A 14,734-nucleotide genomic window follows, 5' to 3' on the forward strand; every position below is an offset into this window, starting at 1 on the left:
TAGGCCAACGAGGTGCATCGATGAAATCGGCGGAGCGGGTAGCTCCGCCGTTGTGCCGGGCACGAAGCCCGAAACGGATTGCGCAGGAAGCGCGAGGGGAACGGCCTGCCGGGAGCGGGTAGCTCCGCCCGGAGGCTGGCAGGCCGGGTGGTCGCAGATGCGACCGTGAAGCTGGCCGGCAGCGCCCGGTGAGGCGCTACCGGCACCGTCGTCAGCCGATGGTCATCAGGCTGGCGTTACCACCGGCAGCGGCGGTGTTGACGCTCAGGGCACGCTCGATCAGCAGGCGCTCCAGCGGGATATCGGTTTCCCCGCGGTTCAGCCCGGTGACGCCGACGATGGCGCCCTTGCGCTGGCTGGCCTGCTCGCAGACCGCACGCAGCTGATCCGAATCGCCGTGGTGCAGGATGGCGTCGAACACCTTGTCGGTGCTGCTCCAGTCGGCGACCAGCTCGATGCGCTGGACCACCTCCTTCGGTAGTTCCTTGACCACGGCGGCGTTGGACTCGGCTACCAGCGGGCGGCTGCCGACGCTGAGCACAGCAGCCAGCTGGGCCAGCAGGTCGGCGCGGTCTTCGGCCAGGCAAAGCACGTGCTCACGCGGCAGCAGGGTGTAGGTGTTGCGCTCGCCGGTCGGGCCGGTGAGCACCTGCTGGGTGAAGCTCTGCGCGAGCTCGCCATAGCCGCTGAGCAGGGTCGCCAGGGCGGCGTCCTTCTGCCCTGCCCACTTGGCCAGGGCTTCCACGGCCTGCTGGGCGTCCTTCGGACGTGGCAGTGCCTGGGCGCCATCGCCCTTGAGCTGGTTGGCCACCGCATCCTGCGGACGGGTCGACAGCAGGCGATACAGGTACAGCGGGCCGCCGGCCTTCGGACCGGTGCCGGACAGGCCTTCGCCACCGAAAGGCTGCACGCCGACCACGGCGCCAACCACGTTGCGGTTGACGTAGAGGTTGCCAACATGGGCAGTGCCGACGACCTGAGCGATGGTCTCGTCGATACGGGTGTGCACGCCCAGGGTCAGGCCGTAGCCGGACTCGTTGATCTGCGCGAGCAACTGGTCCAGGTCCGCACGCTGGTAGCGCACCACGTGCAGCACCGGGCCAAAGATTTCGCGCTTGAGCTCGCTGAAGCTGTCCAGCTCGATCAGGGTCGGCACGACGAAGGTGCCGCGCTTGATTTCCTCGGCATCCACGCGGGCGCTCTGGAATACCTTGCGGCCTTTGTCGCGCATGGTCTGGATGTGCTTGTCGATGTTGCCCTTGGCTTCTTCGTCGATCACCGGACCGATGTCGGTGTGCAGGCGCTCCGGCGCACCGACGCGGTACTCGGCCATGGCGCCCTTGAGCATCTGCACCACGCGGTCGGCGGCGTCTTCCTGCACGCACAGTACGCGCAGCGCGGAGCAACGCTGGCCGGCGCTGTCGAAGGCGGAGTTGACCACGTCGACCACCACCTGCTCGGCCAGCGCCGAGGAGTCGACGATCATCGCGTTGAGGCCGCCGGTTTCGGCGATCAGCGGGATGGTGCGGCCCTGGGCGTCGAGGCGGCCGGCGATGTTGCGCTGGAGGATGCCGGCGACTTCGGTGGAGCCGGTGAACATCACGCCACGCACGCGCTCGTCACCAACGAGACGGGCACCGACGGTTTCGCCACGGCCCGGCAGCAGCTGCACAGCACCGGCCGGTACGCCGGCCTCGAGAAGGATGCGCACGGCTTGCGCGGCGACCAGCGGGGTCTGCTCGGCGGGCTTGGCCAGCACCGTGTTGCCGGCGGCCAGGGCGGCAGCTACCTGACCGCTGAAGATCGCCAGCGGGAAGTTCCACGGGCTGATGCACACCACCGGACCCAGCGGGCGGTGGCTGTCATTGGCGAAGTGGGTGCTGGCCTGGGCGCCGTAGTAGCGCAGGAAGTCCACTGCCTCGCGCACTTCGGCGATGGCGTTGGCGAAGGTCTTGCCCGACTCGCGCACCAGCACACCCATCAGCGACTGGATTTCGGCTTCCATCAGGTCGGCGGCGCGCATCAGGATGGCGCCACGCTCGGACGGCTGGGTGGATTGCCAGATCTGCGCGCTGGACAGCGCACCGAGGATGGCGTTGTTCACGTCGGCTTCGCTGGCCTCACGCACATGGCCCACCACGTCGCGCAGGTCGGCCGGGTTGCGTACCGGCTGCGGCTCGCCCGGCGCAGCGTCGGCCAGGCCCAGCATCGGCTCGGCGACATAGGCGTGGTTGGTGCTCGACAGCAGCGCCGAGGACAGCGAACCCAGGCGGTGTTCGTTGGCCAGGTCGATGCCGGCGGAATTCAGCCGGGATTCGCCATAGAGGTCACGCGGCAGCGGGATGCGCGGGTGCGGCAGCCCGAGGGTGCCTTCCTGCGCGGCCATCTGCTCGACCTGCAGCACCGGGTCCAGCACCAGGTCCTGGAGGGAGATGCTGTGGTCGGCGATGCGGTTGACGAACGAGGTATTGGCGCCGTTTTCCAGCAGGCGACGAACGAGGTACGCCAGCAGGGTTTCATGGCTGCCTACCGGCGCGTAGATGCGGCACGGACGGTTGAACTTGCCGTCGGCGACCTTGCCTACCACCTGCTCGTACAGCGGCTCGCCCATGCCATGCAGGCACTGGAACTCGTACTGGCCCGGGTAGTAGTTCTGCCCGGCCAACTGGTAGATGGCCGACAGCGAGTGGGCGTTGTGGGTGGCGAACTGCGGGTAGATGGATTCCGGCACCGCCAGCAGCTTGCGCGCGCAGGCCAGGTACGACACGTCGGTGTACGGCTTGCGGGTATAGACCGGGTAGCCTTCCAGGCCGTTGACCTGGGCCAGCTTGATCTCGCTGTCCCAGTAGGCGCCCTTCACCAGGCGGATCATCAGGCGGTGACGGCTGCGCTTGGCCAGGTCGATCACGTAGTCGATCACGTACGGGCAGCGCTTCTGGTACGCCTGGATGACGAAGCCGATGCCGTTCCAGCCCGCCAGCGACGGTTCGAAGCACAGGCGCTCGAGCAGGTCGAGGGAGATTTCCAGGCGATCGGCTTCTTCGGCGTCGATGTTGATGCCGATGTCGTAGTCGCGGGCCATCTTCACCAGGCCGAGCACGGTCGGGTACAGCTCGTCCATCACACGGTCGTACTGTGCGCGGCTGTAGCGCGGGTGCAGCGCGGAGAGCTTGATCGAGATGCCCGGGCCTTCGTAGATGCCACGGCCATGGGAAGCCTTGCCGATGGCATGGATCGCCTGCTCATAGGAAGCCAGGTAGCGCTTGGCATCCTCATCGGTCAGCGCGGCTTCGCCGAGCATGTCGTAGGAGTAGCGGAAGCCACGGGATTCCATGTTCGCCGCATTGGCCAGGGCCTCGGCGATGGTTTCGCCAGTGACGAACTGCTCACCCATCAGGCGCATGGCCATGTCCACGCCCTTGCGGATCAGCGGCTCGCCGGACTTGCCGATGATGCGGTTGAGCGACGAGGACATGCCGGCTTCGGTGTGCGTCGCCACCAGCTTGCCGGTGATCAGCAAGCCCCAGGAGGCCGCGTTGACGAACATCGACGGGCTCTGGCCCAGATGCTGGCTCCAGTTGCCGTTGCTGATCTTGTCGCGGATCAGCGCGTCACGGGTGGCCTTGTCCGGGATGCGCAGCAGCGCTTCGGCCAGGCACATCAGCGCCACGCCTTCCTGGGACGACAGGGAGAACTCCTGCAGCAGGCCCTGCACCAGGCCCTGGCGGCCACCGGCGTTCTTCTGGTTGCGCAATTTCTCGGCGATGCCCAGGGCCATCTTGCTGGCGGCACCTGCCTGCTCTTTCGGCAGGCGTGCCAGGTCCAGCAGCATCGGCAGCGCCTCGGTTTCCGGTCGGCGGTAGGCGGCAGTGATGGCCGCGCGCAGCACGGACTGCGGCAGGATGCTCTCGGCGAAATCGAGGAAGACCTGCAACCCTTGTTCGTTCAACGCATCCAGCGATTCCTCGCCCGCCGCCGCAGCCAGGCCGGATTGCTCGGCCGGCGTCAGACCGCCTTCGACCTGCTCCAGGTAGGAGAAGATGGCCTGCTTGATCAGCCAGTGCGGGGTACGGTCGAGTTGCTGGGCAGCCAGCTTGAGGCGCTCGCGGGTGGCGTCGTCGAGCTTCACGCCAAGGGTGGTGGTGGCCATGGGGCTTCCTGTTGTTAGAAGGTGTGCCTGAAAACGGCGCAAGGTTATACCGCCGAATCTCAAGGTGCAACCAGGTGCAACCCAATAAAAACAAGCCTTTGGTCGTACGCGCAAATCCGGTGCAACCGGTGACATTTCCCACACCAGGCGCTACCAAACGGAGCACGGCGACAGGCTCGCCTAGCTATAACCCACGAAGTCTGGCCAGGCGGCAGGAAGAAAGCAGTGTTCGTGCCAGGGCTGGAAAAGGTGCAACCCTGAGCTTCGCAGGAAATCGACGGTAGGAGCGAGCCAAGCTCGCGATCACGACCATGGGCGCATCGCCACGCCCGTCACACCCTTTCCGTTAGCGATCATGAGACTTGCCAACGCCGGCCCTGCGGGGGGACCACGGGCGCGACCGTCCTTAAGCTTCCGGGCGAGCCTTGAGCCAGAGGCCGAAGGTCTTCACCACGTCCACCACCGGCCGCAGGCGGCCACCGTCATCGCTCAGGCAGTACTCCACGCGCGGCGGAACCTCGGGGTACACAGTTCGAATCACCAGCCCCGCCTGTTCCAGCGCGCGCAACTCGGCGGTCAGCACCCGCTGGGAAATCTCCGGCATGTCACGGCGCAACTCGTTGAAGCGCTTGCTGCCATCGAGCAGGTACGACACCAGCAGCAGCCGCCAGCGCCCACCGATCACCCGCATGGCCTCCTCGACCGAGCAGCCCGAAACGTTCTTCTTCATCTGTCCTTCCCGGTAACCTTTTTGTGCCCAGAGCACAAAAAAGTGCGTTCTTACGCGCTGCATCGGGAGCAGGAATACTGGCCGCCCATTTCCGACCAGGGTCCACCCGATGAAGCTCTACTTCGCTCCCAACGCCTGCTCCCTCGCCCCGCACATCATCCTGCGCGAGCTCGGCCTGCCATTCTCGCTGGTACGCGTGAACAACCAGACCAAGCGCACCGCCGATGGCGGCGACTTCTACCGGATCAACCCCAAAGGCTATGTCGCGGCGCTGGAACTGGAGGACGGCACGGTGCTGACCGAGGGCGTGGCGATTCTACAGTACCTCGCCGACCTGCAGCCCGAGGCAGGCCTTGCGCCTGCCAACGGCACCCTGCAGCGCACGCAACTGCAGGCGCAACTGAATTTCATCGGCAGCGAACTGCATGCGGGGATGAGCCCGCTGTTCGACGGAGAAATCCCCGAACCGGTGAAGGACCGGCTGCGCGCGAAGCTGGCCAGGCGCCTGGATTACCTGGAACAGGTGTTGGCCGCGAATGGCCATCGCTTCGCGGAGCGCTTCAGCATCGCCGATGCGTATCTGTTCACTGTGCTGGGCTGGTCCGAACACCTGAAGGTCGATCTCGAGGCGTTTCCGGCGATCCGCCGCTTCCGCCAGGAGGTCGCTGCACGCCCCTCGGTGATCCAGGCGTTGCAGGCCGAAGCCCGGACGCCGGCCGTCGTCTGAGACGCCAGGCAGGATAACCGCTCGGCGGAAAATCGGGCGACCTATCGCGCAAGCCACACCTTCCGTGGTCCATCACAGAACCCCGGCCAGCCTTGCGCCGGGCATCGTGCAGTGAGCACAGGAGATTCTGGATGAGCGCTGACCCCGAGAGTTTCGCCGATGCCTACCAGTGCGCGCTGGTAGAAGTGGCCCTGCCGGTCTTCGCCCGCGCCAGCGAGTTCGCACGCCGGCACGGCCTGGAGTGCAGTGTCGAGTTGCTCGATGGTCGCCGCGACCTGCCGGAACTGAGCCTGAGGGTACGCAACTCCTGCCGCGATACCGAACGCATCTGCCGCATCAGCGCCGACCGGCAGACCCAGCGCCTGTGCCATGAAAACCGCTGCGGAGAAACCGACGCCGATGTGAAACAGGTGATCGGCTCCCTGGCCTCGCTCAATGCGCTGGTGCTGGACACCCGGCTACTGGAGTTCTTCCAGACCTCTTTCTCCCTTCACCTGGACTATGCGTCCAGCCGGCACGCCGGAAGCTACTGGACTCGCTGAGGCCACGCGCGCCGCCTGCTGCTGGCCAGCCGGACGCCTCAGCCCTGACTGGCCAAGGCCTGGGCCAACTGCAAGTCACTGAGCGTCGATTGCGGATGCGCCCTGCGGTATTCGCGCAACGCGTGTTCCAGTTGCGCGCCATGGATCCGCCCGGCGGAAGCGATATAGGCCAAGGCGTCATCGCGCGCCTGTTGGTAGGCCCGCGGAGAATGGCTGCTGGACTCGCTGGCCGCCGCCGTGCCAAGGCTGGTGCCGACGGTGAAGTGGTCGCTCGAGTTCCCCTTGCCATCCATCGCACTGGCCGGTCCTGCGACCGCCAGGACTAGGGCCGCCGCCCTGCCCGCCCGACTCATGAGCATCCGCAGGCTACCGGGCGTGCCATCCAGCCCATGCGTTTCTCGGGATGGCCAGTGTGTTCGTCCTCGCGCTCCTCCAGCACCTCGAAACCGTGCCGCTGGTAGAACGCCACCGCGCCGGCATTGGCCGAATAGACCGCCAGCTCCAGCATCGGCAGGTGAATCTTGGCGTCGCTCAGCAGGTGCGAGCCCAGCCCCCGGCCCTGGCATTCCGGTGCGACGAAGAGCGCCGCCAGTGCGCCGTCATGCAGGCTGTAGAAACCGCTGATGCAACCGTCGCTCTCGACGACTCGCGACGCCGCCGCCGGCAGGTAGACGTCGCGCATGTCCTGCAGGCGCTGCCGCCAGAAATCGGCATCGATGAAAGCGTGGGCCTGCTGCGAGGCCCGCAGCCAGATATCCAGCACCCGCTCCATGTCGTCGTCGCGAAAGTCACGGATCAGCATCGGCAGTCGTCTCCCGGTTCGTTGAAGTGCTCATGGCGTGGCGGGCGGCATCCTCGCACAAGCGATCGCCCCTGCGCGCCCCCGCGCGCTGCCACCAATCGTCGCACCTGCACAGCCTCCAACGATGGCAGAAAAAGGGCCGGCGAGCGCCTCTTGCACTCAAGCACGCCCGGCGCAAACCGTCAGGTTCCACTCATCAGAATCAGTGAACGACCGGCGGTCTGCGGGTTCTCTCGAAGGGGGCCGGCAGAGTCGCGAACGCGCGAAGCAGCGCGTCCCGATGCCAATGGCGGAGTGACGCCGGACAGCACAACTGCCCCCCGCGAATTCCATCCAGAAACAATCAAGGAGACAGTCAATGGGCAGCTATCGATGGTTCCCCTCTACCCGCAACAGTGGCGTGCAGGAGCTGCAATCCCTCGTGAACGACCTGGAAACCCTGCTGGCCAGCAGCCGGGATCTCACGGCAGAACAACTGCCGGCGTTCAAGTCGAGGCTGCGGGACCTGGTGGACGACAGCCGCGAAACCAGTGAACACCTGATTCATCGCAGCCGTCGGGCCATCCGCGCGAGCGGCGAGTATGCCGGTGAACATCCTTGGCAGACCGCTGCAGTGCTGGCCACCGCCGCCGGACTGCTGGCAGCGGCCTGCGCCTTGAGCCGCAGTCGCTGAGGCCCGAGCAGTGAGCGGCGGCACCGTCGCCGCTCACTAGTCGATGAAACTGTCGATCAACTCCAGGCCAAGGCTGCGCACCCGCCCGGCGCTGCTCAGCTCGTCGCCGTGGATGCCGACCACGGTGGTACAGGGCATGTCCGCCAGCTGGCTGCTGAGACGGATCGAATAGCGGCCACCCTCCTCCCGGTAGCAGGAGAAATTGAACAGCGGGTAGGCTTCGTGGAGCACCGCTTCCACGTCCAGGCGTCGGAACTGCGTCATGGCCACCTCCTCTCCCTGGGTCAACCCTGCCCGCTCGGTTGCTCGAGCGAAATGCTGGCGTTTGGCCCAGGCACCGGAGTTCTCCGGCGCCGGCAAGCGGATCGCCAGCGCTGGCAGGCGTCGCTGGCAGCATTGGCTCTGTCGCAACCGGTGAGAGTTTCGGACAGAAGGCCTGTCAATGCGGCGGGCATGGCGACAAGAAAGGCCGCGAGGCGTCTGGCCATGCATTTTCCAGCCTCTTGCCGGTGCAACCTTGCATCCTGCAAATGACCAAAGGCCAGCATGCTTTCTCGATTTCCAGCAATAACAACCTGTTAAACAGATGAAACAGTCTCTCCCGACCTGGCATGGCTGATGCGAGGTTTCAGGCTCAAGCCAGCACTCTGGCTTTTGCCAACCACCGGGAGGGATCGATATGTCCAGTTGCCGCGAGACGGCCATCGAACACTTGAGCCACCTGTTCAGCGACTACCGCCCACAGTTCACGACCAGGCCCGACGGCACGCTGCTCATCAACCTGCGCAATGCCAGGGGCAAGCGCTTGATTTCCCGGGTCATCCAGCAGGAAGAGCAGTCCAGCGCCGTGCTGCTGAACAACCTTGTGGAGCGCATCCGTCGCGACCTGATGACCGTAGAGGGGCCGCTGGAGCAGGACAACGTCGACTGGTTCCTCAAGCGCATCGAGCTGCAGACCTTCGTTCCGCTGAACCCCACCCACCGACCCCGCAAGGTGGTGGTGGCCGGCGCACGTCTGCGCGCCCTGGCTGGCAAGCAGGCCCACCAAGCGAGGTAAGCATGAAAACACCCGTGGACACTCCCGACCCAGACCCCAGAGTGACCCGCGAGGAGTCACTGGAAGAGCGGGTGGACATCGAACCGGAGGACAGCCGACAGGAACCCCATCTGTCCGCTGCCCACCAGGACGGCCTCAAGGATGGGCCGACATAAGCCGATAAGACCGAAGGCCAGCGTAGCCAAGCCGATGGCAAGTGCATTCCGGTGGCCGCCGTCAGTCCAAGCAGTCGGGCGGCCGCCGGTTCTCTTCCCTGCTGTCGCACCATCCGCCGCATCCCGAGGCTGCCGTCCCCTCCCGCACGAGCGGGAAGGAAGGCTGTGACGCTTGCGTTCAGCGTGCGAGGAACGGTGGCGGCGCGTCGATCACACCGGTCTCGTTGACGTACTGCTTGTAGTGCTCGATCAGCCTATCCAGGCGTTCCGGCTCTGCTTTCGCCAGGTCCTGGGTTTCGCCGGGGTCTTTGGCGAGGTCGTACAGCTGCCAGGTCGCCGGGCCGACCGGCGCAGGCAGGTAGACCGCCTTCCAGTCGCCCTGGCGGATGGCGCGCATGCCGAACAGCTCCCAGCCGGTAACGGTCTTCTCGTCGTGAGCCTGTTCCGTCTCGCCGGACAGCCAGCCCAACCACGACTTTCCGCGCACCTCAGCCACCTCTCGGCCGTGCCATTGCCTGCCCGGATGACGTACACCAGCCAGGTCGAGAATGGTCGGGGTGATGTCCATCACCGTGGAGAACGAGTGGCTGATCTCGCCCTGGCGCTGCAGCGCCGGGTAGCGCACCAGCGCCGGCACGCGGATGCCGCCCTCGGTGGTAAAGGCCTTGTACAGGCGCGACGGCGCGGTGGCGGCCTGGGCCCAGCGCGGGCCGTACCAGATGTAGGAGTTGGCGCGACCGATGTTTTCCAGGCTGTTGTCGTAGTGCTGGTCGAGGAAGCTCAACAGGTCCGGACCGAAGCGCGGGAAGGCTTCCAGCAGCGCACCCTCGGCGCCGTTGTCGGACATGAACAGGACGAAGGTGTTGTCCAGCTCACCCTGCTGGCGCAGGTACTCGACGACCCGGCCGACGTTCCAGTCCAGGCGTTCCACCATCGCCGCGTAGACCTCCATGGCCCGTGCCGATCTGGCTTTTTCCTCGTCGGTCAGGCGGGCCCATTCCTTGCTGATCGCCAGCACCGGATGCGCCTTCACGTCGGCGTCGATCAGGCCCAGCTGCTTGAGCCGCTCCAGTCGCTCCAGGCGCAGTGCCTCCGGGCCGGCGTCGTAGCGGCCCTTGTACTTGTCCACTACCTCCTTGGGCGCCTGCAGTGGCCAGTGCGGCGCGGAGAACGGCAGGTAGGCGAAGAACGGGCGGTTCTGATCGCGCTCCTTGAGGTACTGGATCAGCTTGTCGCCGAAAGCATCGGAGGAATAGAAGTCCGCCGGCAGCTCGTCGATGAACCGGTCGTCCTCGACATACAGCGCCGGCGTGCCCTTGAGGATGCGCGGGGTGGTTTCGTCATAGGGGGGCTCGAAACCGTAATGGTTGGCCGCGCCCGGCAGCAGCGAGAAGGAGCGCTCGAAGCCGCGCGCGTGGGGCGCCTGCTCCAGTTTCAGGCCCAGGTGCCACTTGCCCGAGAGCAGGGTCTGGTAACCCGCCTCGCGCAGCAGCTCCGGCAGTGCCACCACGCGATCGTTGAGATAGCCCTCGTAGCCCGGCTTGCCTTCCAGCTCAGGCGTCAGCGCCTCGGCCATGGTGCCGATGCCGGCGATGTGGTGGTCGGTGCCGGTGAGCAGCATCGAGCGGGTCGGCGAGCAGGTCGGCGCAGTGTGGAAGTCGGTCAGGCGCAGGCCTTCGAGGGCCAGGGCGTCCAGGTGCGGCGTGGCGATCTCGCCACCGAAAGCACCGAGGTCGGAGAAGCCGAGGTCGTCGGCGACGATGACGAGGAAGTTGGGGCGTTTGCTCATGGTCGGACTCGTTCAAGGGTAATGATGGATAGGTGCGACTGTACTTTTCTGGGACTTCCTGCCAACGACTCCCCTCTCCCCCCGCCCTCTCCCTGAAGGGAGAGGGAGCCGTCCGTGCCGGCTGAAACCATGGTTTCACCTTGCGCCGATCAGCCCCCTCGCCCTTCGGAGCGGGGCGCGCAGCCAGGGTTAGGGAGAGGGGCTCTTGCCTTCAGCAGGCGAGAAACTCGAATGGCAGGTCTTCCACCCGCTTGAGCTGCGGCGCGACGTAGTCGCCCTCGCCCGTCAGCTCGTGCAACAGCGCTTCGCGCTGGCGCAGGAAGTCATAGCCACCGCGTTCGCGAGGATGCTCCAGCGGCACCTCGACGATGCGCTTGATTCGCCCCGGACGCGGCGCCATCACCACCACGCGGTCGGCGAGGAACAGCGCCTCCTCCACGTCGTGGGTCACCAGCACGGTGGTAATGCGTTCGCGTTGGCGGATGCGCAGCAGCTCTTCCTGCAACTGCTGACGGGTCAGCGCGTCCAGGGCGCCGAAGGGTTCGTCCAGCAGCAGGATGCGCGGGCTGGCGACCAATCCGCGGGCGATGGCCACTCGCTGTGCCATGCCGCCCGAGAGCTGATGCGGATAGGCGCGGGCGAATGCGGTCAAACCCACCAACGCCAGGTAATCGGCCACTTTCGAAGCCTTGCCGGCCTCGCTCAGCGGTTCGTTGACCAGGCCCAGGGCGACGTTCTGCTCCACGTTCAGCCAGGGGAACAGGCGGTGCTCCTGGAACACGATGCCGCGTTCGCCGCCAATGCCGTCGATGAGCGCGCCGTCGATGCGGATCTCACCCCGGAACTCACGGTCGAGCCCCACCAGCAGGCGCAGCAGCGTGGACTTGCCACAACCGCTGGCGCCGACGATGGCGATGAACTCGCCGTCGGCGATCTCCAGGTCGAAACGTTCGATGGCCTGGAGCTCGCGGCCGTCCACGGGGAAACTCTTGGCGACCTGGCGAAAGCTCACCAGCGCCTGCGGTGCGAAAGCGTTCATGCGTGTCTCCAGCGCGTTACCCGCGCTTCGATGCGCTGGCCGAGGGCGGCCAGCAGGGCTCCGGTGAGGCCGACCAGCAACATGCCGGCGCCGACCAGGTCCATGCGGAAAAGTTGTTGCGCGCCGATCATCAGGCTGCCGATGCCACCGTCCGAGGGCATGAAGTATTCGGCGCCGATGGTGCCGAGCCAGGCGTAGATCAGCGCCAGGCGCACCCCGGCGAACACCGACGGCGCAGCACCCGGCAGCACCAGCCGACGCAACCTTTGCCAGGGCGAGAGACGCAGCGCGATGGCCGCTTCGGTGAGCTGCGCCGGCAGGCTGGCGATGCCGCGCTGGGTCGCCAGCAGCAGTGGGAAGAAGGCGGCCAGGCCGACGAACACCACCTTGGCCAGCTCGCCGAGCCCGAACCAGGCGGTGAGCAGCGGTACCCAGGCAAAGATCGCCACTTGGCGCAGTGCGGCAAAGGACGGTCCCAGCAGCCGCTCCGCCGGGCGCCACAGGCCAAGCCCCAGGCCGAGCAGGAAGCCCAGCGAGCCGCCCAGCAGCAGTCCGGCAAGCGTGCGTTGCAGGCTGGCGAACAGCGCAGTGGTCAGGCTGTTATCCAGCACCCCGTCCCACAGCGCGACCGCCACCGACGCGGGGCTGGCGAGAATGGCCGGATCGACCCACTCCCGCACACTCGCCGTCTGCCAGATCGCCAACAGGCCCAGCGGCAGCAGCCAGGTTTGCAGACGCTCCCAGCCCTTGCCTGACGCGCTACGGCGGAACTCCCCTGCAGCTTGCTGCGGCCAGTGCACCAGGCGCCGGTCCAGCGCCTGGATTCCTCGATCCATCGCCGCGCCGACCAGACCGATGACCAGGATGCAGACGAACACGATGTCGAGCATGAACAGCTGCCGCGCCTGCACCATCAGGTAGCCGATGCCTTCGCTGGAGGCCAGCAGTTCGACTGCCAGCAGCGAGGTCCAGCCCTGCGCCAGTGCCAGGCGCACACCGGTCAGGAAAGCCGGAAGCGCCGCCGGCAGGATCAGCCGCCACAGCAACAGCCGGCGTGGCAGGCGCAGCACGGCGGCGGCCTCGCGCAGACGAGGCTGCGCGTCGCGTACGCCAACCAGCGTGTGCAGCGTCACCGGCACGATGATGGCCTTGATCAGCACCACCAGCTTGAGTAATTCGCCGATGCCGAAGAACAGCATGAACAGCGGAATCCAGGCCAGGGTCGGGACCTGCGCCAGGGCACTGAAGGTGGGCAGCACCAGACGCTCGGCGCGGCGACTGAAGCCGAGCCAGGCGCCCAGTGCCAGCCCGCTGAGGATACCGGCCAGCAAGCCCCAGAGCAGACGTTTCAGGCTGATGCCCAGTTGCTGCCAGAGCTCACCGGCCAGCAGCTCGCGGCCGGCCTGCAGCACCAGCTCGGGCGTGGGCAGAATTTGCGCGGACATCCAGTGCCGGTGGCTGGCGGTCCACCAGAGCACCGCGATGGCCAGCGGCACCAGCCACGGCAACAGAGGTTCGAGCCCGCGCCAGCCGAAGGCGGAAGGCCTCAGGCGCGGGCTGGGAAGAGCAAGGCGATACGGCTTCGTAATATTCTTCATTGGAATATAAATAGTTATATCAATGCATTTATGAGCTATCACTGGCCATTTAAGGGAAGGCCTGGGCGCTCATCCAATGCATTCGCCGAATATTTTTTATGCCCTCCGGGCATCTGCCCGCGAAGCCCTGTGGTTGTTCGCTTAGCTCGAATGATTACTAAAAAATGCGTTTTTATTATTTTGTTGATGGACCGCACCATGCCTTTAGTGCGGGCGCCGGAGCCAGTCGCGCTCCCTACTGCTGGAGGCAGGCGCCATGAAGGCCCTCACTACTCAATTGCTGTCCCTTTTCGCTGCGCCGGTACTGGCCGGCCTGCTCGGCGCCTATCCGCTGGTCACCCAGGCCGCCGACCCGCTGAAGGAAATCCGCATCGCCGTACCCGACGTCAGCGCCGGGCAGAACCACTCCGGCGGCGGCGTGGTGGACATCCTCTACACCCGCCAGTTATTGGAGAAGGAGTTCGCCAAGGACGGCATCCAGGTCAAATGGAGCTTCTTCAAGGGCGCAGGCCCGGTGGTCAACGAAGCCTTCGCCAACGGCCAGGTGGACTTCGCCTACCTGGGCGACCTGGCGGCGATCATCGGCAAGTCCAGCGGCCTGGACAGCCGCGTGCTGGCCGCCACCGCGCGCGGCGTCAACCATTACCTGGGCGTCCAGCCGGGCTCGGGAATCAAGACCCTGGCCGACCTCAAGGGCAAGCGCGTGGGCATCTTCCGCGGCACCGCCAGCCAGCTCTCCTTCGACAACGCCCTGGCCAGCGCGGGCCTCGCCGAGAAAGACCTGAAGGTCATCAACCTGGACTTCAGCGCCGCCCTCGCCGCCCTGGCGGCCAAGCAGATCGATGCCACCTGGGGCCTGGCCGGCCTGTTCGCCCTGCGCGACAAGGGCCTGGCGGAAATTCCCCTGAGCACCCATGACCTGGGCGGCGCCGGGACCCTGCAGGCACTGCTGGTGGGCAATGGCGAGTTCGTCGATGCGCATCCGGAGATCACCGAGCGCCTGCTGAAGGTACAGTTGCAGGCCGTGCAGTGGGCCAGTGCCGAGGCCAACCGTGACGCCTTCATCGACCTGGTCTCGCAGCAGGCCGGCTATCCGACGGTGATCTTCAAGAGCGAATTCCAGGGCCGGCCGCTGGCGGAAGTCCTGTCACCGAAGCTGGACGCCGACTTCCTCGGCCGACTGGATGCCTCGATCAAGGCAGCGAAGAGTTACGGCCTGATCCGCCGTGACTTCCAGGCCGCCGACTGGGCCAGCCCGGCGCTGCAGGACGCCGCCGGCCGCGAGGTGGCGGCACAGCCGGTGGCGGCGGTGCAGTAGTCGCTCGGCGCTCACCCGTAGGATGGGTGGAGCTTGCGATACCCATGCTGTCCCGAGCGTTCGTCATTGATGGGTATCGCTGCGCTCCACGCCATCCTACGTTCGCGGTCAACCGCGATGCAGTTATCCGCCGCTCGGTGGGAGGCGGATAACC

14 protein-coding genes are annotated in these 14,734 nt (G+C 66.1%); 6 read left to right on the forward strand and 8 right to left on the reverse strand.

Annotation, left to right across the window (positions count from 1 at the left end; translation table 11 throughout):
• Positions 1 to 211: 211 nt before the first annotated feature.
• Together putA and FAS41_RS07060 are read right to left on the reverse strand one after the other, a co-directional pair.
• The gene (gene putA, locus FAS41_RS07055; protein WP_138520893.1) at positions 212 to 4,150 is read right to left on the reverse strand and encodes a trifunctional transcriptional regulator/proline dehydrogenase/L-glutamate gamma-semialdehyde dehydrogenase; all 3,939 of its coding nucleotides are present in this window, start codon (positions 4,148 to 4,150) and stop codon (positions 212 to 214) included.
• Positions 4,151 to 4,556: 406 nt separating this feature from the next.
• The gene (locus FAS41_RS07060) at positions 4,557 to 4,880 is read right to left on the reverse strand and encodes a winged helix-turn-helix transcriptional regulator (RefSeq protein WP_138520894.1); all 324 of its coding nucleotides are present in this window, start codon (positions 4,878 to 4,880) and stop codon (positions 4,557 to 4,559) included.
• A gap of 109 nt (positions 4,881 to 4,989) precedes the next feature.
• Here FAS41_RS07060 and gstA point away from each other — a divergent pair, with 109 nt between their 5' ends.
• Positions 4,990 to 5,607: a glutathione transferase GstA gene (gene gstA / locus FAS41_RS07065; RefSeq protein ID WP_138520895.1), complete on the forward strand. Its 618-nt coding sequence runs from the start codon at positions 4,990 to 4,992 to the stop codon at positions 5,605 to 5,607.
• 131 nt (positions 5,608 to 5,738) lie between these two features.
• Positions 5,739 to 6,149, forward strand: coding sequence for a hypothetical protein (locus FAS41_RS07070; protein WP_138520896.1), 411 nt, complete (start codon positions 5,739 to 5,741; stop codon positions 6,147 to 6,149).
• A 38-nt stretch (positions 6,150 to 6,187) separates the two neighbouring features.
• On the opposite strand, the gene FAS41_RS07075 is transcribed toward FAS41_RS07070, so the two are convergent.
• A complete protein-coding gene (locus tag FAS41_RS07075; protein ID WP_341785691.1) occupies positions 6,188 to 6,508 on the reverse strand; it encodes a DUF2388 domain-containing protein in 321 nt (106 codons plus the stop codon).
• Positions 6,499 to 6,948 carry an N-acetyltransferase gene (locus FAS41_RS07080; RefSeq protein WP_138521089.1) on the reverse strand — a complete coding sequence of 150 codons (450 nt, stop codon included), beginning with the start codon at positions 6,946 to 6,948 and terminating at the stop codon, positions 6,499 to 6,501. The genes FAS41_RS07075 and FAS41_RS07080 overlap by 10 nt, the downstream gene beginning before the upstream one ends.
• Positions 6,949 to 7,309: 361 nt before the next feature.
• Here FAS41_RS07080 and FAS41_RS07085 point away from each other — a divergent pair, with 361 nt between their 5' ends.
• Complete coding sequence (locus tag FAS41_RS07085) at positions 7,310 to 7,624, forward strand: ElaB/YgaM/YqjD family protein (RefSeq protein ID WP_138520897.1); 315 nt, start codon at positions 7,310 to 7,312, stop codon at positions 7,622 to 7,624.
• A 36-nt stretch (positions 7,625 to 7,660) separates the two neighbouring features.
• Here the strand turns inward: FAS41_RS07085 and FAS41_RS07090 are convergent, their stop codons facing one another.
• Complete coding sequence (locus tag FAS41_RS07090; RefSeq protein ID WP_081520531.1) at positions 7,661 to 7,888, reverse strand: hypothetical protein; 228 nt, start codon at positions 7,886 to 7,888, stop codon at positions 7,661 to 7,663.
• A gap of 415 nt (positions 7,889 to 8,303) precedes the next feature.
• Here FAS41_RS07090 and FAS41_RS07095 point away from each other — a divergent pair, with 415 nt between their 5' ends.
• Positions 8,304 to 8,681 carry a DUF3509 domain-containing protein gene (locus FAS41_RS07095; protein ID WP_138520898.1) on the forward strand — a complete coding sequence of 126 codons (378 nt, stop codon included), beginning with the start codon at positions 8,304 to 8,306 and terminating at the stop codon, positions 8,679 to 8,681.
• Positions 8,682 to 8,683: 2 nt separating this feature from the next.
• Positions 8,684 to 8,836: a hypothetical protein gene (locus tag FAS41_RS30800; protein ID WP_171049454.1), complete on the forward strand. Its 153-nt coding sequence runs from the start codon at positions 8,684 to 8,686 to the stop codon at positions 8,834 to 8,836.
• 178 nt (positions 8,837 to 9,014) lie between these two features.
• Here the strand turns inward: FAS41_RS30800 and FAS41_RS07100 are convergent, their stop codons facing one another.
• The 3 genes from FAS41_RS07100 to FAS41_RS07110 all read right to left on the reverse strand — a co-directional run bounded on the left by FAS41_RS07100 (position 9,015) and on the right by FAS41_RS07110 (position 13,262).
• A complete protein-coding gene (locus FAS41_RS07100) occupies positions 9,015 to 10,625 on the reverse strand; it encodes an arylsulfatase (RefSeq protein ID WP_138520899.1) in 1,611 nt (536 codons plus the stop codon).
• A 211-nt stretch (positions 10,626 to 10,836) separates the two neighbouring features.
• Positions 10,837 to 11,664 (reverse strand): ABC transporter ATP-binding protein, encoded by an 828-nt coding sequence (locus tag FAS41_RS07105; RefSeq protein ID WP_138520900.1) that lies wholly within the window; start codon positions 11,662 to 11,664, stop codon positions 10,837 to 10,839.
• Entirely contained in the window at positions 11,661 to 13,262 is a 1,602-nt protein-coding gene (locus FAS41_RS07110; RefSeq protein ID WP_138520901.1) for an ABC transporter permease, read from the reverse strand. Before FAS41_RS07110 ends, FAS41_RS07105 begins: the two co-directional genes overlap by 4 nt.
• 256 nt (positions 13,263 to 13,518) lie before the next feature.
• Here FAS41_RS07110 and FAS41_RS07115 point away from each other — a divergent pair, with 256 nt between their 5' ends.
• Positions 13,519 to 14,580, forward strand: coding sequence for an ABC transporter substrate-binding protein (locus FAS41_RS07115; RefSeq protein WP_138520902.1), 1,062 nt, complete (start codon positions 13,519 to 13,521; stop codon positions 14,578 to 14,580).
• Positions 14,581 to 14,734: the final 154 nt, after the last annotated feature.

It is taken from the genome of Pseudomonas nicosulfuronedens, assembly GCF_005877905.1.
GTDB lineage: Bacteria > Pseudomonadota > Gammaproteobacteria > Pseudomonadales > Pseudomonadaceae > Pseudomonas > Pseudomonas nicosulfuronedens.

What these genes read in the sequence shown, in the direction of transcription:
- putA (WP_138520893.1), bottom strand. Translation starts at nt 4,150, where the DNA reads ATGGCCACCACCACCCTTGGCGTGAAGCTCGACGACGCCACCCGCGAG.
- FAS41_RS07060 (WP_138520894.1), bottom strand. Translation starts at nt 4,880, where the DNA reads ATGAAGAAGAACGTTTCGGGCTGCTCGGTCGAGGAGGCCATGCGGGTG.
- gstA (WP_138520895.1), top strand. Translation starts at nt 4,990, where the DNA reads ATGAAGCTCTACTTCGCTCCCAACGCCTGCTCCCTCGCCCCGCACATC.
- FAS41_RS07070 (WP_138520896.1), top strand. Translation starts at nt 5,739, where the DNA reads ATGAGCGCTGACCCCGAGAGTTTCGCCGATGCCTACCAGTGCGCGCTG.
- FAS41_RS07075 (WP_341785691.1), bottom strand. Translation starts at nt 6,508, where the DNA reads ATGCTCATGAGTCGGGCGGGCAGGGCGGCGGCCCTAGTCCTGGCGGTC.
- FAS41_RS07085 (WP_138520897.1), top strand. Translation starts at nt 7,310, where the DNA reads ATGGGCAGCTATCGATGGTTCCCCTCTACCCGCAACAGTGGCGTGCAG.
- FAS41_RS07090 (WP_081520531.1), bottom strand. Translation starts at nt 7,888, where the DNA reads ATGACGCAGTTCCGACGCCTGGACGTGGAAGCGGTGCTCCACGAAGCC.
- FAS41_RS07095 (WP_138520898.1), top strand. Translation starts at nt 8,304, where the DNA reads ATGTCCAGTTGCCGCGAGACGGCCATCGAACACTTGAGCCACCTGTTC.
- FAS41_RS30800 (WP_171049454.1), top strand. Translation starts at nt 8,684, where the DNA reads ATGAAAACACCCGTGGACACTCCCGACCCAGACCCCAGAGTGACCCGC.
- FAS41_RS07100 (WP_138520899.1), bottom strand. Translation starts at nt 10,625, where the DNA reads ATGAGCAAACGCCCCAACTTCCTCGTCATCGTCGCCGACGACCTCGGC.
- FAS41_RS07105 (WP_138520900.1), bottom strand. Translation starts at nt 11,664, where the DNA reads ATGAACGCTTTCGCACCGCAGGCGCTGGTGAGCTTTCGCCAGGTCGCC.
- FAS41_RS07110 (WP_138520901.1), bottom strand. Translation starts at nt 13,262, where the DNA reads ATGAAGAATATTACGAAGCCGTATCGCCTTGCTCTTCCCAGCCCGCGC.
- FAS41_RS07115 (WP_138520902.1), top strand. Translation starts at nt 13,519, where the DNA reads ATGAAGGCCCTCACTACTCAATTGCTGTCCCTTTTCGCTGCGCCGGTA.